Annotated in this window: 20 protein-coding genes and 1 tRNA gene; 7 read left to right on the top strand and 14 right to left on the bottom strand. The window is 52.9% G+C overall.

Going from position 1 to position 25,100, the window contains the following annotated elements:
* Positions 1–137: 137 nt before the first annotated feature.
* The 5 genes from GEI7105_RS30510 to GEI7105_RS0113660 form a co-directional block, all read right to left on the bottom strand.
* On the bottom strand, positions 138–467 hold the full coding sequence (locus GEI7105_RS30510) for a hypothetical protein (protein WP_017661021.1): 330 nt from the start codon (positions 465–467) through the stop codon (positions 138–140).
* Positions 468–503: 36 nt separating this feature from the next.
* On the bottom strand, positions 504–1,460 hold the full coding sequence (locus GEI7105_RS0113675; RefSeq protein ID WP_017661020.1) for a putative 2-dehydropantoate 2-reductase: 957 nt from the start codon (positions 1,458–1,460) through the stop codon (positions 504–506).
* A gap of 6 nt (positions 1,461–1,466) precedes the next feature.
* Positions 1,467–2,084 carry a hypothetical protein gene (locus GEI7105_RS30505; RefSeq protein ID WP_017661019.1) on the bottom strand — a complete coding sequence of 206 codons (618 nt, stop codon included), beginning with the start codon at positions 2,082–2,084 and terminating at the stop codon, positions 1,467–1,469.
* Positions 2,085–2,577: 493 nt separating this feature from the next.
* On the bottom strand, positions 2,578–2,844 hold the full coding sequence (locus GEI7105_RS0113665; RefSeq protein WP_202804404.1) for a hypothetical protein: 267 nt from the start codon (positions 2,842–2,844) through the stop codon (positions 2,578–2,580).
* A 47-nt stretch (positions 2,845–2,891) separates the two neighbouring features.
* Positions 2,892–5,153, bottom strand: coding sequence for a heavy metal translocating P-type ATPase (locus tag GEI7105_RS0113660; RefSeq protein WP_202804403.1), 2,262 nt, complete (start codon positions 5,151–5,153; stop codon positions 2,892–2,894).
* 387 nt (positions 5,154–5,540) lie between these two features.
* Here GEI7105_RS0113660 and GEI7105_RS34905 point away from each other — a divergent pair.
* Positions 5,541–6,327, top strand: a protein-coding gene (locus GEI7105_RS34905; RefSeq protein ID WP_202804402.1) for an IS5 family transposase whose coding sequence is annotated in 2 segments (ribosomal slippage) — positions 5,541–5,839 and positions 5,838–6,327 — 789 coding nt in all. Because the reading frame shifts where the segments join, the coding sequence is not laid out codon by codon here.
* A gap of 240 nt (positions 6,328–6,567) precedes the next feature.
* A complete protein-coding gene (locus tag GEI7105_RS0113650) occupies positions 6,568–7,158 on the top strand; it encodes a hypothetical protein (protein ID WP_017661015.1) in 591 nt (196 codons plus the stop codon).
* A gap of 47 nt (positions 7,159–7,205) precedes the next feature.
* Here GEI7105_RS0113650 and GEI7105_RS0113645 read toward each other — a convergent pair whose 3' ends face one another.
* Positions 7,206–8,150, bottom strand: coding sequence for a spermine/spermidine synthase domain-containing protein (locus GEI7105_RS0113645; RefSeq protein ID WP_017661014.1), 945 nt, complete (start codon positions 8,148–8,150; stop codon positions 7,206–7,208).
* Positions 8,151–8,364: 214 nt separating this feature from the next.
* Entirely contained in the window at positions 8,365–9,822 is a 1,458-nt protein-coding gene (gene gatA / locus GEI7105_RS0113640; protein ID WP_026097644.1) for an Asp-tRNA(Asn)/Glu-tRNA(Gln) amidotransferase subunit GatA, read from the bottom strand.
* Here gatA and GEI7105_RS40460 point away from each other — a divergent pair.
* A complete protein-coding gene (locus GEI7105_RS40460; protein ID WP_281166990.1) occupies positions 9,821–9,949 on the top strand; it encodes a hypothetical protein in 129 nt (42 codons plus the stop codon). The two genes, gatA and GEI7105_RS40460, sit on opposite strands and share 2 nt — an antisense overlap.
* 108 nt (positions 9,950–10,057) lie before the next feature.
* Here the strand turns inward: GEI7105_RS40460 and GEI7105_RS0113635 are convergent, their stop codons facing one another.
* The 4 genes from GEI7105_RS0113635 to GEI7105_RS30495 all read right to left on the bottom strand — a co-directional run bounded on the left by GEI7105_RS0113635 (position 10,058) and on the right by GEI7105_RS30495 (position 19,743).
* Entirely contained in the window at positions 10,058–10,513 is a 456-nt protein-coding gene (locus tag GEI7105_RS0113635) for a response regulator (RefSeq protein ID WP_017661011.1), read from the bottom strand.
* A gap of 22 nt (positions 10,514–10,535) precedes the next feature.
* The gene (locus tag GEI7105_RS33495; RefSeq protein ID WP_017661010.1) at positions 10,536–15,770 is read right to left on the bottom strand and encodes a PAS domain S-box protein; all 5,235 of its coding nucleotides are present in this window, start codon (positions 15,768–15,770) and stop codon (positions 10,536–10,538) included.
* Positions 15,771–15,957: 187 nt separating this feature from the next.
* Positions 15,958–18,192: an APC family permease gene (locus tag GEI7105_RS0113625; protein ID WP_017661009.1), complete on the bottom strand. Its 2,235-nt coding sequence runs from the start codon at positions 18,190–18,192 to the stop codon at positions 15,958–15,960.
* A gap of 549 nt (positions 18,193–18,741) precedes the next feature.
* Positions 18,742–19,743, bottom strand: coding sequence for an RNA-guided endonuclease InsQ/TnpB family protein (locus GEI7105_RS30495; protein WP_245555407.1), 1,002 nt, complete (start codon positions 19,741–19,743; stop codon positions 18,742–18,744).
* A gap of 218 nt (positions 19,744–19,961) precedes the next feature.
* Here GEI7105_RS30495 and GEI7105_RS0113615 point away from each other — a divergent pair, with 218 nt between their 5' ends.
* A complete protein-coding gene (locus tag GEI7105_RS0113615) occupies positions 19,962–20,186 on the top strand; it encodes a DUF2811 domain-containing protein (protein WP_017661007.1) in 225 nt (74 codons plus the stop codon).
* A gap of 278 nt (positions 20,187–20,464) precedes the next feature.
* Here GEI7105_RS0113615 and GEI7105_RS0113610 read toward each other — a convergent pair whose 3' ends face one another.
* Positions 20,465–21,175 (bottom strand): response regulator, encoded by a 711-nt coding sequence (locus GEI7105_RS0113610; protein WP_017661006.1) that lies wholly within the window; start codon positions 21,173–21,175, stop codon positions 20,465–20,467.
* 287 nt (positions 21,176–21,462) lie between these two features.
* Here GEI7105_RS0113610 and GEI7105_RS0113605 point away from each other — a divergent pair, with 287 nt between their 5' ends.
* Complete coding sequence (locus GEI7105_RS0113605; protein ID WP_017661005.1) at positions 21,463–21,816, top strand: hypothetical protein; 354 nt, start codon at positions 21,463–21,465, stop codon at positions 21,814–21,816.
* 232 nt (positions 21,817–22,048) lie between these two features.
* Positions 22,049–22,120, top strand: a tRNA-Thr gene (locus GEI7105_RS0113600).
* A gap of 49 nt (positions 22,121–22,169) precedes the next feature.
* Here the strand turns inward: GEI7105_RS0113600 and GEI7105_RS0113595 are convergent.
* Together GEI7105_RS0113595 and GEI7105_RS0113590 are read right to left on the bottom strand one after the other, a co-directional pair.
* On the bottom strand, positions 22,170–22,916 hold the full coding sequence (locus tag GEI7105_RS0113595) for a dienelactone hydrolase family protein (protein ID WP_017661004.1): 747 nt from the start codon (positions 22,914–22,916) through the stop codon (positions 22,170–22,172).
* Positions 22,917–23,070: 154 nt separating this feature from the next.
* Complete coding sequence (locus GEI7105_RS0113590) at positions 23,071–23,529, bottom strand: Spy/CpxP family protein refolding chaperone (protein WP_017661003.1); 459 nt, start codon at positions 23,527–23,529, stop codon at positions 23,071–23,073.
* Positions 23,530–24,211: 682 nt separating this feature from the next.
* On the opposite strand from GEI7105_RS0113590, the gene GEI7105_RS0113580 reads away from it, so the two are divergent.
* Positions 24,212–24,541, top strand: coding sequence for a hypothetical protein (locus GEI7105_RS0113580; protein ID WP_017661001.1), 330 nt, complete (start codon positions 24,212–24,214; stop codon positions 24,539–24,541).
* The last annotated feature ends 559 nt before the right edge of the window (positions 24,542–25,100 follow it).

Genomic DNA, 25,100 nt, shown 5'->3' with positions numbered 1-25,100 from the left:
TTTTGTGATTTTCGATACATTTTTTCTTGCCGGATGCACGGGAATTTCCAATTTTACCTCTTTTTCGGGTTCTCGAAGCCACGTCAAGACTCCTCTAAGCCTTACGTCGTAAGCTTTTCACTTCTTTTCAGCAAGCCCTATTTAGGTTGGGGATTCTGTGCGGTTTGGTGAATCAGTTTTTCAACCGCCAGTACTCGTTTTTGGCTGGACAACCCCGCCAGAGAAGACCAATGGGTAAACAGAATTCCGACCAAGTGCCGACACACACGACGATAGACCTTAACCGTCTCGTGAAACAGTCGTCGCTGTTCTTTTGTGGGGTTAAGACTCCATTTATCGGTGCGAACGATCTGGCCAGGTTTCTGGATTACCATAACGGTATGATAACTCAAGGCTTTGAGTGGTGCGGCTCCTTGACCCCCACCTGCGTCCCGCGAGGTGGGGGAGTGCGTCGCGATCTTGTTCAAAAATGAAATGCACCCTCGATTCTTGAATTTGAGGTATCAAGATTTCGATTTTTTCACATTTTGCTTCGTGCGATCGAGAAATTTTAACTGACGGTATAGTAGCTCGATTTGAGGCAAACGCACCCCCGCTCGATCGGCGATTCTCAAAGGATTCCCGACGATCGCTTCGACTTCCAACGATCGCCCCGCGTCGTAATCGAGCTTCATACTGGTCAAATAGGGATTCATTTTCTCCGTCGTCGTTAACATATTCGACACGAACGACTCGGGAACGGTGCGATCGCACGCCGCCGCTCCCCGAACCACTTCCGCCATCAACGATTCTACAGCTTGGCGACAGTCTGCATCGAAAATCAAGCGATCGGTTTTGGCGTCCAACACGACCGATAACCCGTTAAACGGAATATTCCAAACCAGCTTTTTCCACCGAGCTAACAGCAAATCTTTGTGAAATTGAATCTCGATTCCAGCCTGTTTGAAATCCGTCCCGATCGCCTCGAGTCGCGACGTGACGCCGAGGGGTTCGTAACCGGGCGTATAATCGGCTAAGGCGATCGGTCCGTAGTCGAGATGTCGGATATGACCGGGGCCGACTTTATTCGAGCAAATAAAACACAGTCCCCCCACGACGCGATCGCCGCCGACGATTTCGGCCACCTCGTCTTCAACCCCCAACCCGTTTTGCAACACTAACACCACGCCGTCGTCCGCCAACACTGAGGGTAACAGCTTCGGTAAACGGTAGTTTTGGGTCGTTTTGAGGGCGAGAACCACCACGTCGCACTTCGGCATTTCCGACACGTCACGATAGGCGTTAACGTGGGGAAGTCGGAAGTCTCCCCCCACCGAATCGATGGTGAGTCCGTCGCGGCGAACCGTCTCGTAATCGCTTCTGAGGAGGAAATGCACCTCCGCTCCCGCTCGTTGCAAACACGCCCCGTAAAATCCTCCGATTGCTCCGGTTCCTAAAATGGCGTAGCGTCGTCCGGCCATATCTGCTCAATGTAAGTCGTCTTGCCAAATGCCAATGTAGACACGGGTTTCATTTTCCCACGCGATCGTCCCTTCGAGGGAGGGAAGGGAAAACGAGTACGCTGAGATTTCTCGAGTCCAAACGCGATCGAATCCCTGGCGAATCGAGGTGTCTAATTGACAGCCGAGCATACTATCGAGCGTTGAGAGAATGAGATGGCGATCGACAGATTGGGCGAAAGAGGCTTCAGTTTGACGCAAGCGATCTGAGGTGTTATCGAACAGAAATCCCAAACTCACTTTTTTGGGAATTAAATTATAGATTAAGGCGGTCGTGTTGCCCCAATACCCCGGCTGCACTTGCATGGGTGCGCCGACCATTTCTTCGACGTGCGATCGCAGCGTTCCGGGTTGAAAGCCAGGAAATCCAAACCCACTTGGTTCTGACGAACAAGGGGTAAGATCGCCGGTTTCGGAGATGGGAGACAGGGGCGAGGCGAGTTTAAAGGGAGAGGAAAGAGGATTCAGAATTCCGGCCAATGCAGATTTTGTGGATAAAAAAACGACGCTAAAAATAATTAGCGATCGCCCTAAAATAACGGCGAGACAATGCAAATTATAAACGGGAGAAAATAGATTTTCCATTGCCTTAGATAATGGAAAGGCTCAGCATTTATACATAGACGTTTAGACACGCCAAATTGACTATTTTTATTGTATTTTATTTTTTCGATCTGGCAAGCGCTAGAGTGGAGGCGGACGAACTCACTCACGCGATCGCCTCTCGGGTCAGTTGCAGCTTCGGCGAAGCTAACCCTTATCCAGCCGGAGCTTACGCATTCACTCCATGTGTAGGGTGGGCATTGCCCACCGACCTCTACATTTAGTGTGGGTAAGGCTTAATTGCGTAAGTCCAACCAGCAACAGTTTTCGTGAAAAGGGGTTTGAGAGACGAAAAGACACCGATCGCAGTCAATACATATTTTGCAATTTTTGTCAACCCAAAATTGAAATAAGTTTTCTGCACCATAGCGAGCGTGAAAAAATACTCGCGACAGGGACGAGTCAGGATTCGTCCCTGCCATAGTCGTCTGCATCGGGGCGATCGCGACTCGCTCAGCCGCAAGCGCCCGATTTTTCAGGCTTCGGGGGGAGCTTCCACCAGTTCGGCTTTCGCTTCAGACACGAGTGCCTTGCTGCCTTCATAAACCGTCATGCCTCCCTTAATCGTCGCTTTGGCAACCGATTTACCAACTTTCTTAACGGCGGGAACCACCACGGGAGCGAGCAGTAGAGCGCCAGCCGTCCCGAGAAGCAAAACGGCCGTACTGGGTAGAAGACAGCGAAAACCAAACGGACAGTTTTTCGCAATTTCTTTACCGATTTCGTATTCCAACTTCATCATCGATTTCCTCCTGAATGGATGGCATTTTGACCCGTTAGTCCTGAGTGCTACTCAGCCTTACTCATTAAAGGTCGAAGTCCGTTAACTCCGGCAGCGATCGCCGAACCGTTGTGAACCACCGCCGCCAGAAGGGGGTGCAGTCCAACCGTCGTGGCGAAAGAAAGCGCGGCCACGTTGGGAATCACCGAGAGGCGCGTATTTTCCCCAATCAGTTGTTGGGTTTGTTTGGCCAGAGCGATCGCCTTGACCAAGCTCTCGAGATCGTTTTCCATCAACACCACGTCTGCCGTTTCCCGCGCCACTTCCGAACCGTCACCAAAGGAAACGGAAACGTCCGCGTAAGCCAGAGCTGCGGAGTCGTTAATCCCATCTCCGACAAACGCAACCGTTTTACCGTCTTCGTGCAACTGGCGGACAACCGTTGCCTTTTGCTCTGGGAAAGCGTCGGCGTGAACCTTATCGGGGTCGATGCCCAATTCTTTCGCAACGGTTAAGGCGCGGTGGCGACGATCGCCCGTGAGAATATGAATTTCTACCCCTCGAGCTTGTAGAGCTTCGATCGTGGCTTGGGTTTCGGGACGCAGGGGATCGGTGTATTGAATCGCCCCGAGAAGCCGACCGTTACTGGCAACATAGATCGAAGACGTGCCTTGAATGTCAGGATGTTCTCGTTCGAGCGATTCGAGGCTAATTCCCTCCCCTCGCAAGAAGCGATCGCTACCGACCCGCACGTCCTCGCCATCAATATCTGCCCGCACGCCGAGACCGACTTGATACTCCCATTCGCCGCGTTCTAAATCTGCCACATCTTGCGATCGGGCGTAACGCACGACAGCAGAGGCAACCGGATGCGTCAGACGCTTCTCGGCGGTTGCCGCCAATTCTAACAATCGTTGAGGATCGGCACCGTTTACGGTTCGGACTCCCGTGACGATCGCGTCTCCCTGCGTGAGAGTGCCAGTCTTATCAAATACGACGGCATCCACTCGGGCCAACTGTTCTAAACTGTGTCCGCTGCGGATGAGGATACCGCGTCGTGCGGCGGCGGTCATCGAGGCGAGAACGGTTGTGGGAACGGAAACGCGAATACCCGTCATAAAGTCGAGGGTGAGGATAGCCGCCGCCCGTGCCATACTGCCCGTTACGAGCAAGACGCCAGTTGAGACACACAACGCCGGTAAAATCGCCTTCTCCGCTAAGCGAGCCGCGTGGTCTTCCATGCGAGTATCGCCGACGGGGGCATTTTGTACGAGTTTGACGCTCTGTCCGGCGCGGGTATCGGCTCCTGTCTGTTCGGTGAGGATATATAACTGTCCTTCTCGCACTAAGGTCGAAGCATAGACCGTTTGACCGACCTCTCGCATGACGGGCATCGATTCGCCGGTGAGTTTTTGTTGGTCGATCGAAGCTCGACCGCGCAGGATCTTGCCATCGACGGGAATCTGTTCCCCTGGATAAACAATGACCGTGTCGCCGGGGTTGACCCGATCGAGAGGAATTTGGTCTTTAGAACCGTCGCGTTCGACCCAGACGAAGCGATCGAGCGAATCGATCAGTTCTAACGCTTGGCGGGTCGAGGTGCGTGCGGTGCGATCGCGGATCAGATCTCCGAGTTTGTGCAGCAATAGGATTGTCGATGGGGTGAGCGGATTTCCCTGAAGGGTTGTCAGAACCAACGCCATTAAGTCGAGGCAGTCGATATTGAGCCGCTTGTCTTGCCAAATACTCGATAGGGCGTTTTTGGCGATGGGAAGGCTGCCTGCGGCGATCGTTCCGATGATGGCAGCAGTCGGAACAGACCAGCCAACAGGACCGGCCAGCAGGGCGAGGAGAGTTGCAAAAGCAGGAAGCTTCAGTTGAGACCAACCGCTTTCTGAGGCGGATTCGGCGTTGGGACTCGGGGCGGGCGTAATGGCTGTCGCGGCAAGCTGAATCAGACCGATCGTATAGAAGCGCATTCGATCGTCGGATACCCGGTCGGTGTGATAGTTCACGGAAACCGACATGGCTGCGGCTTTTATGCGGACTCGAGCGACGCACTCGTCAGCCTCGAGCAACACTTGTAGGCGATGGAGGTAGTGGGAATCGCAGGCGAGGCGAGGTACCCGCAACCGCAACCGCCCCGGTGTACTGTGGACGATCGCGTAGGGGACAAACGCTCGGTTGTTGACGTTTGAGTGCGTTGAGCGTCGGGCGATCGGGGGGGACAGCTCGCGATCGTTGTGAATTGGCTGGACAACGGTGAATCGCTGGCTCGGTTTAACAGTTTTCTGCCGAGCGGTTGAATGGAGTTTTAGTGCGACTACCACGATCGATTCCCCCTAAGCTCTACGCCGTTTTGCTGAGGTTAATTCAAGGTTAACTTTTCTCTGTCTTTAGTTTAATTCTTTAGTTCAAAAAAAATAAGTTTGTAATATTTTTTAAGCTTTTTGTTTGTTGAAAACTATTCGCATAAAGACGTAAAGTCTTGATTATAAAGGCATTTCGAGGCAAGTTCCTATTAGACTTTACTCTTGAGTTAAATAAGAAGAGTTATCATTAGGTAGGATAAAGAACGCCTTAAGCGCCTGAGAGACTGCCTCGATTGAGTTATTTAGAACCCACGTTTAGAGGATATCTGTGAAGAAAAGATAAAGAGAGGGAAGGAAGAGGGAAGAGAGGAAGGATAAAAGAGAAGAAGCCAGTTAGACAGAGCCATGACTCGACAAGGATATCCCAGCGACGTGAGTGACGCCGAATGGAAAATCGTGGAACCCCTTCTGCCTCGAGCTAAGTCAGAATCAGGTCGAGGCAGAAAAAGAACCGTGGATATGAGGGCAGTCTACAACGGCATCCGATACGTGTGTCGAACGGGCTGTGCCTGGGAATACTTGCCCCATGACTTCCCCCCCGCAAAAACCGTCTATGGATATTGGCGTAAATGGGAGAAGAAAGGGGTGTGGCAGTATATCCACGACCACTTGAGAGAGGCGCTGCGAAAAAAAACAGCGAGGGGCAAAAGCCAGCGCTGGCATCATTGACAGTCAATCGGTCAAAACGACAGACGTGGGGGGTACAGACCGAGGGTACGACGGCGGAAAGAAAGTCAACGGCCGCAAGCGACACATCCTGGTAGATACCCTGGGATTGATAATTGTAGTCTTCGCTCATGCCGCGAATCTCGCCGATTCCACCTCGGCCCGAATGCTGCTGACGGAGAGTACCTGGTGTGAGCCAACTCTGGGGCAGGTCTGGGCTGACCAAGGCTATCGTGGTGAGAGGTTACAGCGAGTCGCTCAAGGCTGTGACTTGGAGTTGGAGGTCGTCGAACGGACTGAACCGGGTTTTGTCGTTTTGCCAAGACGCTGGGTCGTCGAACGCACCTTAGCTTGGTTAGGAAAGCACCGACGTTTGAGTAAGGATTACGAGCGTCTTCCTCAGATGAGTGAGTGCTTTGTATATCAAGCCATGACAGCTCTGATGCTCAAACGCCTCACCTCTTAATTTTTTCTTTATAGATACCTTCTAGGTTGTCTCATAAGGTCGTCACAGGATTTCATTTATTTTGGGGTTGAGATGTCGGGACTGAAGGACAGCCCTTGCTAATTTGTCCAGACCTTCTCAAAATTCTGATGTGGGCTATCTCAATTCGACGAGTTTGCGATCGCCAGATCGATGAGATCGCCCCAATCTGCTAAAATTGATACATTGAACTAAAAATCAACCAATACCGCCCCCCGATCCGTGTCCAAAGGAATCGTCAGCTATCTGATCGTCGATAATCTCGAAACTCCTCCACGGTTGCGAGAAGGGGTTATCGTACGGTTGTTCGCCCGTCGAGACAGTCCCCGAACTCGGGAAGCGGCGATCGATCTCGTCCGCAGCCTGTGGGAAGAAGACCGTCTTCCAGCCGAACGCTTTGCCAACGGAATCACAGAGGAATCGATTATGGCAGTTTCCGAACCCACCCCCAACACCGACTTACTCCCCGTCGAACGGGGCGCTCGAGAACTCTGTCACCTGCTCAACCTGCAAGTGGCACACCAACAAGCTTGTCACGACGCTCGCCCTCTCGTCTCTGTCGTGCGAGCCGTTCTCGAAGAACAGCGCCCCCTCAGCCCAGAAGAACTCGAAATCGCAGGCGATCGCAAAACCGCCAAAATCCTACAAAAAGTCGCGTCCACCTGCGCCGAACTCACGCGATGTCGCGAGTCCACGAGCGGCGACGCAAAACTCGTCCTCGACATCATCCGAGCCGACGTCGAAGGTGACGTTCAGGTGGTTTCCCCCCAAGACATCACCAACGGCGCACCCAAGGTGAAAGAGAAATCGTGATGAAGAGATGAGGAGTCACATCATCTCCTCATCTCCTCATCTCCTCATTACTGCTTCACCACCCCTTTTCCAAAGAACTTGGGCGGATGGGCTTTCGTGTAGACTTCCGTTTCCCGAGCGATCGCATCGCGGAGGTGGCGAGGAAGGTTCGTCATCCCCAACAGCGTCGTTCCGTCGAACATTCGCAAGCCGCCTGTGGTGTTTTCCGCCAGGATGCGATCGATCGACTCGGGATCGGGGCGCGTTGAAAGCTCCTGCATCGAAGCCAACGCAAACCCCCAAGGCGCGGCATAGGTGGGAACGTAAGAACTGTAAGACTGAACGTGAGGAAACACCGCCTTGAGAGTGTTAACAATGCGGGCGTGAAGTTGTAACTCCGCCGGTGCTACCGGCCCCGCCTGCACCACAAAATGACCTCGGGGCGATAAAACGCCGCGAATTTGCTCGAAATACTCTTTCGTAAATAACTGGAACGACGGCCCTTCCTCAATGGGATCGGAGAGATCGGAAATAACCACGTCCCACGCGATCGTCGTATCGTCGAGATACTTCAGGGCGTCACCGATAACTAGCTCGCTTCGAGGATCGTCAAACGCATTTTGGTGCATTTCCGGCAGATGCTGGCGACAGGCTTCGACCACCGCATTGTCGATGTCCACCATCACCGCCCGTTCGACCGTGTTCCACCGCAGCACTTCCCGCAGCGTCGCCCCTTCGCCGCCACCGAGAATCAAGACGTTGCGGGGTGCGCCGTGACCGATGCAGGACGGATGAACCAGAGGTTCGTGGTAGAGAAACTCATCTCCCGTGCAGGACTGCCATTTTCCATCGAGAACCAGAGCTTTTCCGTAAGCCCCCGTTTCGACGATGTACATTTCCTGAAATTCCGTTTGTTGAAATGCCAATAAGCGCGTCGCCCCGTGGAGGTAGACGTCCCAGGGCGTAATGTATTCAGTAATCCACAGATCTGCTTTAACTTCGCTGCCCGCCATCGTCCGGTTTTACTCCCCTAATCAAATTTGACGATCGACAATTCTACCATTTAAGGAAGACCAAACGGCCATCAAAAATCAAAAAATAGAGACGTTACCGACAACGTCTCTACGGGTAACTTTTGGTAGGCGGTGTACATTGGCGGTGCGTGACGATTTATCGATCTCACGATCGACACCCGATTTTTCAAGTCACGCACCCTACGACTTCGGGTTAAAGCTTCGGATGGCGTTGGTTCCAGTCCGTGGCTTTTTCGTAAGCGTTGGCGACTTCCAACAAGCGAGCTTCCTGCAAGACGTTTCCGATGAGTTGAAGTCCGACTGGCAGTCCTTGACGGTCGAAACCGCAAGGCATACTCAGCGCTGGAAGCCCTGCCAAGTTAACGGGAATCGTCATCAAGTCCGACAGATACATACTCAAGGGATCGTTGGTTTTTTCGCCAGCTTTAAACGCCGTCGTCGGGGCGGTCGGCGTCACCAAAACATCGACTTGAGCGAAGGCTTTTTGGAAATCTTGACAGATCAGCGTGCGGACTTTTTGGGCTTTCAAATAGTACGCATCGTAATATCCGGCCGAGAGAGCGTAAGTGCCGATGACGATGCGGCGTTTGACCTCTGCGCCGAAGCCTCGAGCGCGGGTTTTCGAGTACATTTCGATGAGGTCTTCAGTCTCGTCCGCGCGCATTCCGTATTTCACGCCGTCGTATCGCGCCAAGTTCGAGGAAGCTTCCGAGGGGGCGAGGATGTAATAGGTGGGTAAGCCGTAACGGAACGTCGGACAAGAGACGACTTGGACTTCTGCTCCCAATTCTTGCAAGGTTTCGACAGCCGTTTTGACGGCGGTTTCGACTTCTGGGTCTAAGCCTTTACCGAAGGTTTCTTGAATAACACCAACCCGAAGCCGTCCTTTCGATTTCAGGTTCGGTTGAATGAATTTGGAATATCTGGGGATTTCGGTTTTCAAACTGGTGGAGTCTTTGGCGTCGTATCCGGCGATCGCCTCGAGCAGCAGTGCCGTATCGTCAACGGTACGCCCAAAGGGGCCGATTTGGTCGAGAGAGGAAGCGTAAGCGACTAAGCCGTAGCGAGAGACTAAGCCGTAAGTGGGTTTCAAGCCGACGACGCCACAGAACGAGGCCGGTTGACGAATCGAGCCGCCGGTATCCGATCCCAGAGAAACCACGCATTCTTTGGCCGCGACCGCCGCCGCCGATCCTCCCGAGGAACCGCCGGGAACTCGCGTCGTATCCCAGGGGTTGGCAGTCACTTGGAACGCGGAGTTTTCAGTGGAACTCCCCATCGCAAATTCATCGAGGTTCGTTTTCCCCACGATGACCGCCCCGGCTGCATGCAGTTTGTCGATAACCGTCGCGTTGTAAGGCGGAACGTAGTTTTCGAGAATGCGCGAGGCGCAGGTGGTGGGTAAGCCGCGCGTACAGAGATTGTCTTTGATGGCGATCGGGATGCCCTCGAGCGGCCCGATCTCCTCTCGGGCCGCAATTTTGGCATCGACCCGTCGCGCCTGCTCTAGGGCTAGGTCGGCTGTGACGTAAAGAAAGCTGTGAAGTTGCGGTTCCAACGCCTCAATGCGTTTTAGGGTTTCTGTCGTCAGTTCGACGGCAGAACGTTCTTTTTCCACCAATTGTTGGTGCAACTCACGGATGGATGCCATGCACGAACCTCTACTCGACTCTGAAGGGGAGGGTAAACCGAACAAATCCCCAGTTTACTATAACTGCGATCGCGCCGTGCGATCGATCTCGGGCAAGGGAGCTTCTTCAGGGAAGAGGGAAGAGTGAAGAGGGAAGAATGAAGAGTGAAGAGGAGCAGGGGAGCTTTTTCAGGGAAGAGTGGTGACTGGTGACTGGTGACTGGTGACTGGTGACTGGTGACTGTCTTTACCTCATCTAATTGGGGAGTTTGGCGGCATCTAGCCATAGGGCTTCGATACAGGCGATCGCGTGGCAGAATTTTTGGAAACTCGTGGGTTTGACGAGATAGCAGTTGGCGTGATGTTGGTAACAGCGTAAAATTTCTAACTCGTCGTCTGAGGTCGTTAAAACCACGGTGGGAATGACTTTTAAGTGGGGATCGCGCTTGATTTCCGATAAGACTTCTAATCCCGACTTACGGGGGAGGTTGAGGTCGAGTAGAACTAGGTGAGGGCGGGGACAGTTCGCGTATTTTCCCTCTCGGTGCAAAAAGTCCAGGGCTTCGACGCCGTCTTCGACGATGTAGAGACGCGGCCGCGTTCGTCCGCGATCGAACGCCATTTCAATTAACTTCGCATCCCCTGGAGAATCTTCGACAACTAATACGTAGATTTGGCTGTGCGACCCCGATTCAACCGCTCGCTCCAACATTAAAACGTTTTACAACAAAAATTTACGAAAACAACCTGTTCTCTGGCTGGGGACACGGATCTCCAGGGGCGTGTTCCCTCGTCACCTTTTGGGGTTCGGGGTTGCACCGCAGCGTAAAGTAAAATGCCGAACCTTCACCGAGAGACGATTCGACCCACATTTTACCTCCGTGTCGTTCGACAATTTTTTTGCAAATCGCCAATCCGATACCCGTCCCTGGGTATTGGCGTCGCGTGTGGAGACGTTGGAACACCTCGAACACGCGATCGGAAAATTTGGGATCGATGCCGATACCGTTATCGCAAACGCAAAATTGCCAACTATCCGATAGTAATCTTACCGTAATGCGAATCTGTGGGGGACGATCGCCGCGAAACTTAATGGCGTTGCCGATGAGATTTTGAAATAGCTGTACCATCTGGGACTCGTCAGCCCAAACTTCGGGTAGGTTGTCTCGTTCGACGATCGCCTGACTGTCGGCGATCGCGGCGTGTAGGTTAGATAAAGCGCGATCGAGGACGGCATTGCAATCGGTCAGGGCGAACGCTTTCCCCCGAGTTCCCACCCGCGAGAAGGCCAGCAGATCGCGAATCAACTGCTGCATCCGTCGGGCGCCGTCGATAATGAAATCGAGATATTCTAAGGCTTCCCCGTCAAGGCGATCGCGATATTCGTCTGCGAGCAGTTCGGCAAATCCCGTCACCGCTCGCAGGGGTTCTTGCAAGTCGTGAGAGGCGATATAGGCGAACTGTTCGAGTTCTCGGTTCGATCGCGCCAGTTCCCGAGCATAACGCACCTGGTTGTCGAGGAGTTGCGCTTGATACAGCGCGATACTCAAGCGATCGCTGACTTGGTGAAGTAACTCCCGCTCTCCCTCGGTCCAGGTGCGAAAAGGTTGCTGTCCTTCCTCGCCAACCGCTCGACATTGCTGCACGCACAAGATGCCCCAAACGGACTCTTCTTCGGTTCGGCTTTGGGGATCTCGCACCGCGAACACCCGAACGTACAGGTTATCGCAGCGGTAACCGTCCGCTTGGATGGGTATAAAAGTTTCCGTTTCGATCGAGATCGAGCGTCCCAATACCGAATAAAACTCGCCTCTGAGGGCTTCGTGAACCACCTCGAACTGTCCGTTTCCGACGGCGCGATAAACCGTCACGCGATCGGCATCGAGAAGTTGTTGCACTTCGGCCACGGTCGTCTCTAAAATTTCGTCGAGATCGAGAGACTGACGCATCCGTTCTTGCACTTGTGCCAACAAGCGTTCTCGTTCGACTTGCGATCGAAATGCCCTTTCAGCCTGTTTGCGCTGGGCCAGTTCTTGCTGGAGGCGCTCGATGGCCTCGGCCAGATCCCGAGTTTGCTGTTCGACGACGATGCCGAGTTCGGCGTTAGCCTTTTTCAGCGCTTCTTCGGCCTGTTTGCGATCGCTGATGTTGATGGATACCCCCACCATCCCCACGAGCCGATCGTTTTCGTTAACGATTGGTGAGTTGGTCACGAGGGCGGGAAACGCCGTGCCGTCGCGACGTTTGACTTGAAACTCTCCCGACCAACTTTCTCCTCGACTCAACTGTCCCATCAATTCTCGCCCGCGATCGCGCGAGGTAGGGGTCGAGAGGATATCGAGGACATTGCCTCCGATCGCCTCTTCGGCCGACCATCCGTACAGTCGTTCGGCGAAGCGGTTCCAATACACGATCGCCCCGGACAAATCTGTCGCGATAACCGCGTGTTCTACCACGTCTAACAATCGTGCTTGAAAGTGAAGTCTCGCTTGTGCTTGTTGGCGTCGCGTCATTTCTTCTTGTAAGCGATCGTTGGCGGCTTGCAGTTGTGCCGTGCGCTGTTCGACTAAGGCTTCGAGTTGAGTGCGATAGCGTTCTAACTCGGCTTCAGCGCGTTTGCGATCGGTCACGTCTTCAGCAATTCCCGCCATTCGCACCACCTCTCCCCGTTCGTCATAAATGGGAAAAGTGCGGGCAGAAATCCAGCGCAGTTCGCCGTCGGGTCGGTAAATGCGGTACTCTTGCCGACTGCCCTGCCCTCGCCGCTCTCGAGCGAGGACAGTACGCATCAGGGCGAGATCGTCGGGATGAACGGATTCGAGCCAAGATTCGGGATCGGTGTAAAGATCGGCCGGCGATCGCTGCCAGATACGTTCGTACGCCGGACTGACGTAAAGCAGTTTTCCCATCGGGGCAGAAAACAGCCAAAAGACATCTTGGATGTTTTCTGCCATCTGCCGGAATTTGGCTTCGCTGTCCCGTAGCGCTTCCTCAGCCTGTCGCCGTTCGGTAATGTCCCGTAATGCAACCACGTACACCGCTTCGTCGTCCCAGTGGGTTTCCGCCACGTTCATTTCTGCAACGACCAGGTTTCCCCCCGGACGGATCGCGTGGAGTTCGCTGGCACTGCCGACGACGATGGGCTGTCCGAACTCCCAGCCGACGAGTTGCGAGAGGGGACGACCGAACAGCCGAGCCGCCGAGGGATTGGCAAACCGTACGATTCCCTGGCGATCGACGATAACGAGACTGTCTGAGATACTGTTGACGATGGTTTGCAGGCGCGCTTCGCTGCGACAGAGTTCGAGTTGAGCCTGCTGGTGTTCGGTAATGTCGGTGGCGGTTCCTAAAATCTGTCGGATCGCCCCGTTCTCATCGCGATCGTAAACGACGTTACGCGATCGCAGCCAGCGATAAGAACCGTCGCGGCCTCGGATTTGAAACGTCCACTCGAATACTTCGCCGTCGGTGAGGCGACTCCAGCGATCGGGCAAGGTGGGGAGGTTTTTGAGGTCGTTTGGATGCAAGCGTTCTTCGATAAAGCGATATCCGAGTTCTCGAACGTCTTCAGGGGAATCTCCCAAAATTTCGAGACTTTGTTGGTTGACGTAGGTACAGCGTCCAGCTTGTAGATCGTAAATGTATAGCAGTTGAGGTGATGCGTCGGCGATGCGTTCGACGAAGCGTTGGCTTTGTTGAAGTTCTTCTTCGCGACGTTTGCGATCGGTAATGTCGAGAACGGTTCCGAACAGGTGCATCGGTTCGCCATCGTCGGTGTAAACGGGATAGCCTCGCACGTAAACGTGGCGCGTGTCGCCATCGGGTCGCAAGATACGGAGTTCGAGTTCGTAGAGACAACCTTGGCGAATCGCTCGGTAGAGTTCGGATTCCCATATCTGGCGATCGTCGGGGTGAAGTTGTCGGATATGTTCTTCGAGGGTCGGTTCCCGGTGTCGATCGAGATCGACACCGAAAATCCGAAAGGTTTCGTCAGACCAAGACAGTTCGCGGGTGAGGAGGTCGAATTCCCAACTGCCCACGTGGGCGATTTTTTGAGCTTCGGCGAGGCGGTTGCGCTCCCGTTCGAGCGCTTCGGTGGTGGCTCGACGATCGCTGATGTCGCGGTAGGCACTCAGAAACCAGTTGCGATCGCCGAACTGCATGAGTGTCGTCGAGACGAGGAGCGTTTTACAGGTTCCGTCTTTGGTGCGGATCTGGGTTTCTCGGTTGCGCGCTCGTCCGTACTGTACGACGCGATCGAAGTGGGCTTCAAACTCTTGAAAGGCAGTCGGTTCGGGATAGAGCAGTTTGAAAAAATTTGGAGAGCGATTGGCTTCTTCGAGGCTATATCCGGTTGTTTCCTGCATGGGAGAGTTGAAAATCAGGAAGTTGCCCCGGCGATCGCTGAGGGTAATCCCTTCGCCGACAGTGTTGATGACGGTTACGAGGCGCTCGGCCAGTTGTTCGATGTCTGCTTCGGCCTGTTTGCGAGCTGTGATGTCAGTGGTCACGCCCATGACGAAGCGAACGGAACTGTCTTCGCTATATTCGGGAACGAGTCGGGTTTGAAACCATTTCACGCCGTCGGGAGACGGCCAGGAAAACTCGAGGTCTTGGGACTGTTGGGTTTCAAAAACGGTTTCGATCGCGCGTTCCCATCGAACGACCAGGCTTTCGGGCATTCGCAGTTCGCGATTGGTTTTCCCGATAAAGGCTTTGAGAGGCATTCCCGTGAGTTTTTCGATCCTGGGACTGACGTAGACGTGGCGTAAGTTGCGATCGAAGCGCGTAATGATTTCGGGAAAGTTTTCGGCTAAGGTGCGAAATTCTCGTTCCCGCTCTTTTAAGGTGGCTTCCGTCTGTTTGCGATCGCCGATGTCTTCGACAATGCCGATGTAGGAGGCGGGATTTCCTGCTGCATCCCGTAGGAGCGTCATGAAGATTTGCGCCCAAACCACCTTTCCGTCTTGGCAAACGTAGCGTTTTTCGAGACTGTAGCGATCGATTCGACCGTCGTAGAGCTGTCGGACGAGGTCGAGATCTTCCTCGAGATCGTCGGGGTACGTGATATCCTGCCACTTTATCTGTTGTAGTTCGGTTTGGGAATAGCCCAGGAAATCGACCAGTTTGTCGTTGGCGAAAATCCATCGTCCGTCGAGATCGACTTGCGAAATTCCCACACCCGCCCGTTCGACCATGCCGCGAAATTTGGCTTCGCTTTCAGCTAGAGCGGTTTCGACCTGCTTGCGAGTCTGAATTTCTTCTTCTAGGGCGGTGTTGAGCGTTTGCAGTCGAGCGGTGCGATGACGTTCGGTCGTGTCTCGACAGATGTAGGAGATGTGTTGTTTCTCGAGATATTTGACGTTGACGAGTAGATGATGTTCGTTTCCCGCTCGATCGCGAATCGTGCAATTGAGATCGAGCAGTTCTCCGGTTCGCGCGAGATCCTCGAACTCGAACAGATCCCTCGGTAACAAACTGCTAACGTTTTTCAGGGCTGCGACGTCGCTGACTGCGTATCCAAAAATGACCCTCACGTTGGGACAAATCCAGATAAAGTCTCCCTGGAGATCGGTGACGAGAATCGTTTCGGCCACGTCGCTCAAAAGGGATTCGTATAAATGGTTTCGCTCTCGCGATCGCAGCGATCGCAGGGTTTTTTCGAGGGCGGCGCGATCGAGGCGATCGCGCAAGAGATAATCGCTAGCTCCGGCTTCGATCGCGGTCAGTCCAGCTTCGACCGTTTCGACGAGGGCGATCGCTTTTTGCTGCTGCGATCTCGGGAGTTCGCGAACGCGCCAAGCTTCGACGAAATAGGCGTCGAACGGCTCTCCTGTGGTCAAACTGACCTCGGAACGCCACTCGAGTTCGTAACGACCGTTTGGCAGCGATCGCAACAGCTCGCGCAATTCCTCTACAAGATCGCGATCGTCTTCAGCTAACAACAAGCGGTACGTGCGATCGGCCACGATCTATCCAAATTTTTTACGAGAAGCGATCGTCAAATCAATTTCTCTGACTCCGCCTCGAATACTCTCCCTCTATATCACAAAACATAAATTTTGTCAATAAAAAAATCGAGCGCTTCTTATTTTGTCTTCCCCTTGTCTCCCCTGCTCCCTTACTCTCCTGCACCTCTTCCCTGATGAAACGACCCTAATCTTTACCCTGCAAGACTTCTTCAAAGGCAAAATCGGACGCCGCCAAAACAAAGAGAGTCGTAGGAAGATCCGAGGCCATAGCCTGTAACCGACCGTAATATTCACTAAAATCTTCACCGTCGCGGGGGGTCGCCATCCCCAAACAGACCAAATCCGCCGCCCGAGACGACTCCCGCAAAATTTCAGGAAACGGTCGTCCGTCAGAGACCAACACCTGCGATACCGCCCCGATTCGGAGTTGTTGCGCCAAATTATCGAGGTTCGCGCGGGCGGCTTGAGCGGCAGTTTCGTTAGGTACTACCAATTTCAAATAAATCGTCGCGCCGCGCCAGCGATCGCTCGTGCGGAGGAGATAGGCCAACAACAGCATCAACCCGCCGTTCGATTGCAACCCTCCCCACCACACATCGATGCGGCGGCGGTTGCGAAAGCCCAGTTCGGGATTTTCGCGAAAAATAACGACACTGCGACGCGATCGGTGCAACGTGGCGATCGACTTACAATAATCCTGCCGTAACGCTTCCTGCTCGCTATCTCCGAGCAACACCGTATTGGGAACCAGCGGACCGAGACCGTAGGCTTCGATCAGCCGTTCGGCACCGACAAACGGATCGGGGGCGGTCACGATGCGGACCAGAGCTTGCACGCCCCGTTTCTCCACATACTCCCGAATCTTGCTTTCGAGAGAAGCTTGCTGAGCCAGATCTCGCGAACCGCTCGGTAAAATACTGGCAACTGTAATCAGACCTCGGTTGTGGGTAAAGGCCGCCGCCAGTTCGATCAGCGGCCAGCGGCGCATCGGCGCACCCGAGAGAACCAAAATATTCGGACGCCAGTTTTTCGTATCGGGCGTATCGCCGAGGTTGAGAATCGCCAAACGCGCCAGCTCGATCCACAATCCCCGTCGCACGTCTCCCCAGGCCGACTGAAGTTCCCGCCGTTCGAGCCAAATGTAAATCCCCGCCACCAGAATCGCCGCGACGACAGCGGCGGCGGCGTTGATGAGAACCATCACGGACAAGCAACCCAAAGCCCCGATAAGGGAGAGAAACCAATGCACCCGAAACGTCGGACGGAAGGAGGGACTTTGCAGAAATCCTTCGATCGCCGCCGATACGTTCAAGACCATGTACGTCGAGAGGAAAAACATGGTCAAGACGGGAGCGATGAGGTTGAGATCTCCCACGCAGACGGCGGCCACGGCGACGCCCAAGGTCACGAAAGTTCCCAAGCGCGGTTCGTCGTCCGGGCCGTGGCCTTGTCCGAGCCAGCGGAGCGATCGCGGTAAAACGCCGTCTCGCGCCAGAGCTTGCAGAACCCGAGGCGCCCCGAGAATACTGCCCAACGCACTCGAGAGCGTCGCGCCCCAAACGCCCAATAAGATAGCATCGCCCCATAGAGCGATATCGCGCATGACGAGGGGATTTTCAGTCAGGGCGGTAAAGTCGGCGCGGGTGGAGAGGAAAACCGGCAAAATCATGTAGATGAGATAGCCAACGCCAATGGCCGAAAGCGTACCGATGGGAATCGATTTCGAGGGATCGCGCAAGTCGCCAGACATATTCACGCCGGACATGATCCCCGTGACGGCGGGGAAAAATACGGCAAACACTGCCCAGAACGGTTCGCCAACGCGTCCAGAAACGTTCCACACGCCGATGTCGCTTTCGGCGACGGGATGACCGAAGGCGAAAGACAGCAGCGAGAGGACGATCGCCGCCATGATGAAGTATTGAGCGCGGATGGCGAGGTTGGCCGATTGGATGGCTAAGGCCGCCACAGCGATGGTGGTGATGAGGGCGACGACGGTTTGAACGTTGCTGAGGACGGGAAAGGTGTTAATGAGGCTTTCGGCGAAACCCAAGGTGTAGAGAGCGACGGAGAGGGCTTGGGCGAAGTAGAGGGGAATGCCCACCGCACCGCCGGTTTCGATGCCGAGGGAGCGACTGATCATGTAGTAGGCACCGCCGACACGCACCACGCGATCGGTGGCGATCGCAGAAATAGACAAGCCGGTTAGAAACGTGATCGCCGTCGAAAGGGTGACGATCGCCAGACTTCCTCCCCAACCGACGTTGGCCACGACCCAACCGAACCGCAAATACATAATTACCCCAAGAATCGTCAGAATCGAGGGGGTAAAGACGCCGCCGAAAGTTCCTAAACCGCTAGGAGACTCCGAAGGATCGGGATCGGGTTGTGGCGGACGACGCCAGGGAAGGCGAACCATAGACGCTCAGTGTTGGCTGCATCTGTCATATTACGGCAATTTTTAAGATTTGCCGCTCTTTGCAATTCTTATCATTGCTGGAGATTTTCCCCATCGATTCCACAGACTTTCCACAAGTTCTTCTCGAGTTTTCCACAGGTTTGAGAAAGTTTTCCACAGGGTATGACGAGAGAACGGGACTCGGTGGAATTGTTGGGGATTTCTCGATCGCCGTTCGTCTACTCTCAGATCCAACCTCTTTTGATGAAGTAATGTAACAAAAATACTCCTCAAACCCGCATTCTCTCGTGAGGGCAACGGTCGTGTTCGGAGGTTTTTAATATTTTGCAACATTGACAACCCCACCCCTTCTCAGATCAAAATAATGCGACAGGTCAGAAATCCAGACCCTTTTACAGCGATTCCTCACCGGCGCGATCGCAATTCGCGGCTCGCTGTAATTCCCCCAGCTTAGGAGACAGCTGTAACTATTCCCGCCGCTAACCCTTACAGGTATAGCGGGGGCTTTATCCCTAACCCGTACCTGCCGGGAACAAACTGAGTTGCCCCTCAAGGAACGCAAGCATAGGTCGAGATTTCAGGCTGAGTTACGACAGCCCCCAGTTGAGCGATATTTAATGCCCCGTTTACATCAGCATCATGCTCGAAGCCACAAAAACCACACTTAAACCGCTTACCGTGGCGATAGGACTTACCCCGTTCGGGGGGAACGTGATGGCATCGAGAACAAGTTTGGGAAGTGTAGCGAGGATCGACGGTGACGACTTCTACCCCGGCAATGTTTGCCTTATACTCGGTAAACAATTGAAGTTGGTAGAACGCCCATCGGTGAATTTCGGTTCGAGTTTTCTTCCTGAGCTTGACACTCAATCGAATCCCTGTGAGATCCTCGAAGGCAATTACAGCATTGGTGGCTTTGGCTTCTCGAACGAGTTGCTGACTGATGTTGTGGTTGACCCAACTTTGAAACCTCGATTCACGCCCAGAGAGCCTTCTAAGCAAGCGTTTAGCCGACTTGGTGCGTTTGGCTTGAATCGAGGCACGTACACGAACGTACTTTTCGCGAGTTGCCCTCAGTTGTTCTCCATTCCAGGATTTCCCGGTGGAGGTAGTCGCGATGTCTCGCAAACCCCGGTCAACTCCCAAGACCTTGGGGGTTCTCCCCTTCGGTTGGGTGGGGACTTCAACAACGATGTTGATGTAGTAATCCCCTTGCCGAGTTTTCTTCAGCGTTGCACTGGTGGGACTTTGTCCCCGCAGCAGTGCGATTTGATAGCCACCAATCTTGAGATCGAAGTTAACTCGCCCCGACTTCAGAGTCACACCGACCTGTTGTTTGGATTCGATGTACCTGAACGTCCGAACGTCGAGACCGACGCTGGTGGGGCGAAACTTGTGGATTTGTTGGGTGGCTTTTCGTTGATTGACAACGCGGCGAATTGCCTGACAAACGTGATTGGCTTTGAGTTCGGTGGCTTCTCGAACTGGCTTATACGTCAGGTGATGCAGCTTCGTCGTGTTCCAGACGTTGTGTTCTTTAGCTGTTTGCAAGATCTGGTTGCAAGCCTCAGCAAAGCCCTCCAGAGTCTCATCGACCTTTTCAGTCAACTCTGGAGGGACTATCAGCCTGCATTTAACCGTTATTGCTTGAGTCATGCTCCCATTCTAACTCATCCAGGGAGTGAACGTGTAAACCTAACATTGGAGGCGGCGCTTCCTCCCGCCGCTAAGCCTAACGGCTATAGCGGGGGGTTCGGCGCCGAAGAAAGATGAATACAAGCGTCAGCATACTGGCAGAAATTCCCGAAGACTTACACCAATCTCTCAAAAGTTACCTAGATAGCCATCCCGACTGGGATCAAGATCGGGTCTTCTCCGCAGCGTTGTCTCTATTTCTCCTGCAAAATGGAGATAGCAGTACCCCCGAATCGTCTCAAAACTACCGCCGTGCAGCCAGGGTGTACTTGGAAACCTTGTTTCAAAGTACCGTTTGAGGTGGCATCTCGTTTTCCCGTCGGGAAGTGACCGGGTTGTCCCGACGGGGAAAATCCCTCAAAGCCGTTGCGTTTCCAGCCCCGCCTCGACTCACCACGATGGATTTCAACAACAGACTCTTTTCACCAACGGCGTGCAAAGAGTCTGTCTTTTTGTCCGAGACAACTACGATGGTCTCTCAACCCCGACAGGGGACGTTTCGCGCCGCGTTCCTCACTGCAAATTGCTCGAAGATCTACCAGAGCGGCCGGTCTCCCAACCTCGACGATCGAATGCTTTATCCACTCACCGACGACGACGGAATCTCGAATTTATAGCCGACTCCCCGCACCGTTTGAATCATAGAGGGTTTGTTAGAATTGCCTTCGATTTTACGGCGAATTTGGCCGATGTGAACGTCTACGACTCGCTGGTCGCCAACGTAATCGTAATCCCACACCTCCTGTAACAACTCCGAGCGACGCCACACCCGACCGGGATGGCTCGCCAAGAAGTGCAGTAAATCGAATTCTAACGCCGTTAAGGGAACGGGTTCGTTATTGAGGGTGACTTCCCGACTACCGGGATCGATGAGGAGGTCGCCGAGGACGATCCCTTGCTGTTGAGCGGGGGTGACAGTACGCTGTCGCTTCAACACCGCCGCGACGCGCGCGCCGAGTTCGGCAAGACTAAAGGGTTTCGTGAGATAGTCGTCCGCTCCTTTTTCAAAGCCTCTGACGACATCTTCTTCATCGTTTCGACTCGTGAGCATCATGATAAATACCCCCGTTCGACCCTGCATTTCTTGGCAGAGTTGATACCCCGTCGTATCGGGTAAGTTCACATCTAAGATTACTAAGTTCGGGTTGAGTTGCTCGAATAGAGCGAGGGCTGTTTTACCATCCTCGGCCGATTCGACGACGTAGTCATCTTGCTTGCTTAGGAAGCGGTGGATTAAATTCCGAACTGCGATGTCGTCATCGACGACCAGAATTTTGGCAGGGGCCATGACCACACTTTCGTTCTAAAATTTAGGTGAAATTGAGTGCGCGAGACGCTCAGAACACTGGGTCGTTGGAGTTGGCTCGACTGCCGAAGGCTGTCAAATATCCAACTCGAATCTATTATCGGACGAAGTTTCGCTTGCCGCACAACTCACCTGATGCCGCCATCGCTCTCGCCCGCTTTAATCGTTCGATCTCGAGAGAGCGAACTCTAAATCGGGTATGGGAGTCTAGCGAGTGACCCAATCGTAGGTAACATGATATAGCACATCGTTCCAGAGGCGATCGCGCTATGTCTAGTTCTCGACTTACTTTGAACTTCACGGAAGGGTCAGTTTCCTTTAACTTCACACCAGAAGCAGCTCGCGAGTTGAAAGCAACTCTCGTGCAGCTTGCCGAACGGTTAAAAGCCGTCGCCACCCATCCGACTGGAGGGGGCGGACGCCCGACACCACAAAAACCGATCGAGTATCAGTATACCGGTGAGGTTTTCCTCGAAGTGTTTTGCAATCCCAATATCTGGCCGACGCCGTTTTCGGCGAAAATTTTGTTAACCTTGCGCGACGAACGCCTCCGGATAAGTACGGAAGTGGAACTGACACGCGCGATCGAAGACGTCGAAAGATATCTCGAACAGGTTGGGTAGTTCGTCGGATCGCTCGCGAGACGTTGAGAGAATTGCAACTCTCGCGCGGATCGCCCGAGCTGGGGAAACGCCTGAGTGTCTCGACGCTGGTAGAACGCACTCCAATTCTACTCGATTCGGTTCCCCATGCCATCTAAATCTCGGCAGGATTTTTGTCTTGAGGGAGGCGATCGCAGTGGGGGCGAACTTGGACGTGAAAATTGGTGATGAAGTTTGCTATAGTAAATAGCGTGCTGGTGTAGCTCAGTGGTAGAGCAGCTGATTTGTAATCAGCCGGTCGCAAGTTCAAATCTTGTCACCAGCTTTTCTTACACCTGTCGATCGCGCGGCTAGAGTGAGAGGGCGGCGATCGCCTAGTCTTTCAACTGCGCGTTATACAGCTCCAACACCCGCTCCCACGCCTGACGCGCAACCGTTTCGTTATAGCTCTCTCGCCGATCGCAGAAAAAGCCGTGCGTCGCTCCCTCGTATCGGAAAATTTGGTGAGAAACTCCCTGTTCGGTTAACGCCGTTTCGATGCGATCGACCTCTGCGAGGGGAATTAAGGGATCTTCAGTCCCGAAAAAGGCGTAAACGGTTCCAGAAATGTCCTTTGTGCGATCGATCGTGGCACCGTTCTCTTCGCCAGGACACAGCGTCGCAATTCCCGCTCCGTAAAACGATGCGACTGCCTTAAAATCGTCTAGCGTCGCCGTCAAATACGCCACGTGACCCCCAAAGCAAAACCCAATATTGCCAAAGCGATCGGTGGTGTTCGGTAAACGCTTGAGATAGTCGAGTGAAGCTTGGGTATCGCTCAACAACTCCGACGCTTTCGTCTGAACCTTATACTCGCGACCTTTTTTTAACTCTTCTTCGCTGTATCCGACTTCAAATCCCGGCTCGAGACGTTGGTACAACGCAGGTGCCAAGGCGACGTAACCCTCTCGAGCAATGCGTTCGGTGACATCGCGAACGTGCGCGTTGACGCCGAAGATTTCTTGAAACACTACGATACCCGGAAACGAACCCTCTCCCTGGGGTTGCGCCAGATACGCATCGATTTGTAAGTCGCCGTTGGCAACGTTTACCCACTTGGCTTCGATCTCAAAAGCTGCCACGATCGATCTCCCTAAAACTCTCTACAGGGCAATCTTGTCGTGCTTGCGAACAGCCGTCAAGACGATTTACAGTCACCAGTCTTTTACCGTGAACAGTGAACAGTTAGCAGTTAACAGTTTCTAACTTGCCTACCTTGTCCTCCTTGTCTCCCCATCAAAGCTGTGCGGCTTCGATATTGGCTTCGAGGCGATCGCGCTGTTCGGGGGTAAAAATTGGAGCGACTTGTAACCCTGTCATTTGCAGAACGCTATCGAGTTGGGATTCCTGTTCTGAAGAGAGTTCTATCGCTTCGATCGCACGTTCGAGAGAGTGTCCGTCTATCATCATGCGATGGAAGCGGTTTTGCTGTTCGACGCTGAGAATTCTTTCGATGCGAGTCCGGGTTTGCTCGAGGATCGGACGGAGCATAGCTTCTTGCTGGGGCGTGATGTGAACGCCTGCAAACAAGGGCATTTCTTTAACTTGGGCGAATAACGTCTGCGTGTCTAGGGTTTGAACTTGTTTGAACGCGACGAGGGGAGAAGTAGGACGAGCCAGGGTACGCAGCGGCGTTGCTGAGAGGAGTAAGAAGGCGCTCGCACTGATTCCAAGAAGTTTTACGATGTGATTCATCTGCTGTGAAGAGTTTTGGTGAGTTATCAACTATTCATACGTTAACCCAAGCTGTGAAAACCACAGCCGTTCATGTTTCTAGACGCACCCGTCTTACGAAAGTTTCAGTCAACCACCCGACGCCGACCCGTTCCGGTTATGGTGCGGGCTTGAAAAAGCCCGACAGTTAATCAGGCTTAGCTCTTGGCAGACTACGTTATCGAGCTTGAGCAAAGTGTTCGATAGGCGATCTGGCAATACTTAACAATACACACTCGATACCGGAATTTCCGCAACGATCTGTTAAATGGGGTCGATGAAACTTCGGTGTTTTGTATATCAGTCTGATATAGCAACCCTAAATCAGTTGTGTAACAAAATTGAGACAAAAAGGGAATCGGGAACGGGGAACGGGGAATCAGATTTTTTCGGGTGTTTTAGGATTTTACGATTTGTTTTTTACATGGTTGAGAGTCTATTATCCCGTAAAGAATTCGGCGATTTCTGGTAGGATCGCCAATCTAAACGCTTATAGGAATCAGCTTGTTATTTGTCGTTCGTTATATTGCTACATTAAAATGGACAAACCCAACAACCCATCTTGAAATCTGTAGAAATAATAAATTGTGGCGACTTTAAAAAAATCATGATATAACGGTCTTGCAAGTAAAACTTATAACAGTGAATTTACAGGGATTGCAACATGAATAAAGATGTCTTGATGAAAGAATTAGACGCTTTAATTGCTCAAGATCGTCCTCCAGAAGCTAAAATATTTCTCCGTCTTCTTCAACAAGTGTGGGGAATTGACTGGACAGTTGCTCCTTACGATGTATTTATTCACTATATCGAGTGGGACGTTCCTTACTTCTATCGTTTCATGCATATGGACTATGGAGATGAGGCAGAAGAAGATCGACTGCTCCACGACTGGTTTTCTTCGCAAATGTCGATTTCAAATTCAGACAAATCAGCTCTATTTCAGGCTATAGACGAGGCTAACGAACTTCGATATAAAGCCAGCCGGAGCTAAAAAATAAGCTTGACTGCAAAACGATCGCCCTCGAGAGAAAAGATATCTCAGGGCGATCGTTGAATAGGCGTAAAATTGACAAACGATTTTTTACATTGATTCAAAATCTAGAGTACATCTCACTTTTGTAAAAATATAAGTCTGGGGTGGGTCGCAGCTAAATCAAGGATTTATACAGAATCCGAATCTCAAACACTATCTCAAACATTGGTTTGCCCCAGTCAGACAAATCCCTCTCTGTGTCCTCTGTGCCTCTGTGGTGAAGACCTCTTTGAAATGCACCCGAAAACCTGGCTTTTTGTACGATCGAGTATCGATCGCATTCGCATCAATTTGCCTTAAATTTTGGCAGCAGGCAACCGTCACGCGAAATGTTGCTTGCGAAAACGTTTCCCAAACTGGGTAACTCGATGGCGAAGTGATGTAAACACGCGACCGATCGCCTCTTTCCAACTTAAGGGGTGCGATCGAAACTGTTCCAAGACACGTAGCGGCTTCGGCGAATAACGCCCATAGCACTGACCTCTCTAACACTCGACAGTGAAGTGCGATCGAACAC

Origin of the sequence: Baaleninema simplex PCC 7105 (assembly GCF_000332355.1) — a bacterium.
Classification (GTDB): Bacteria; Cyanobacteriota; Cyanobacteriia; order Cyanobacteriales; family Geitlerinemataceae; genus Baaleninema; species Baaleninema simplex.
The sequence above is the reverse complement of the archived record's forward strand: the minus strand, read 5'-3'. Positions and strand labels throughout refer to the sequence as shown.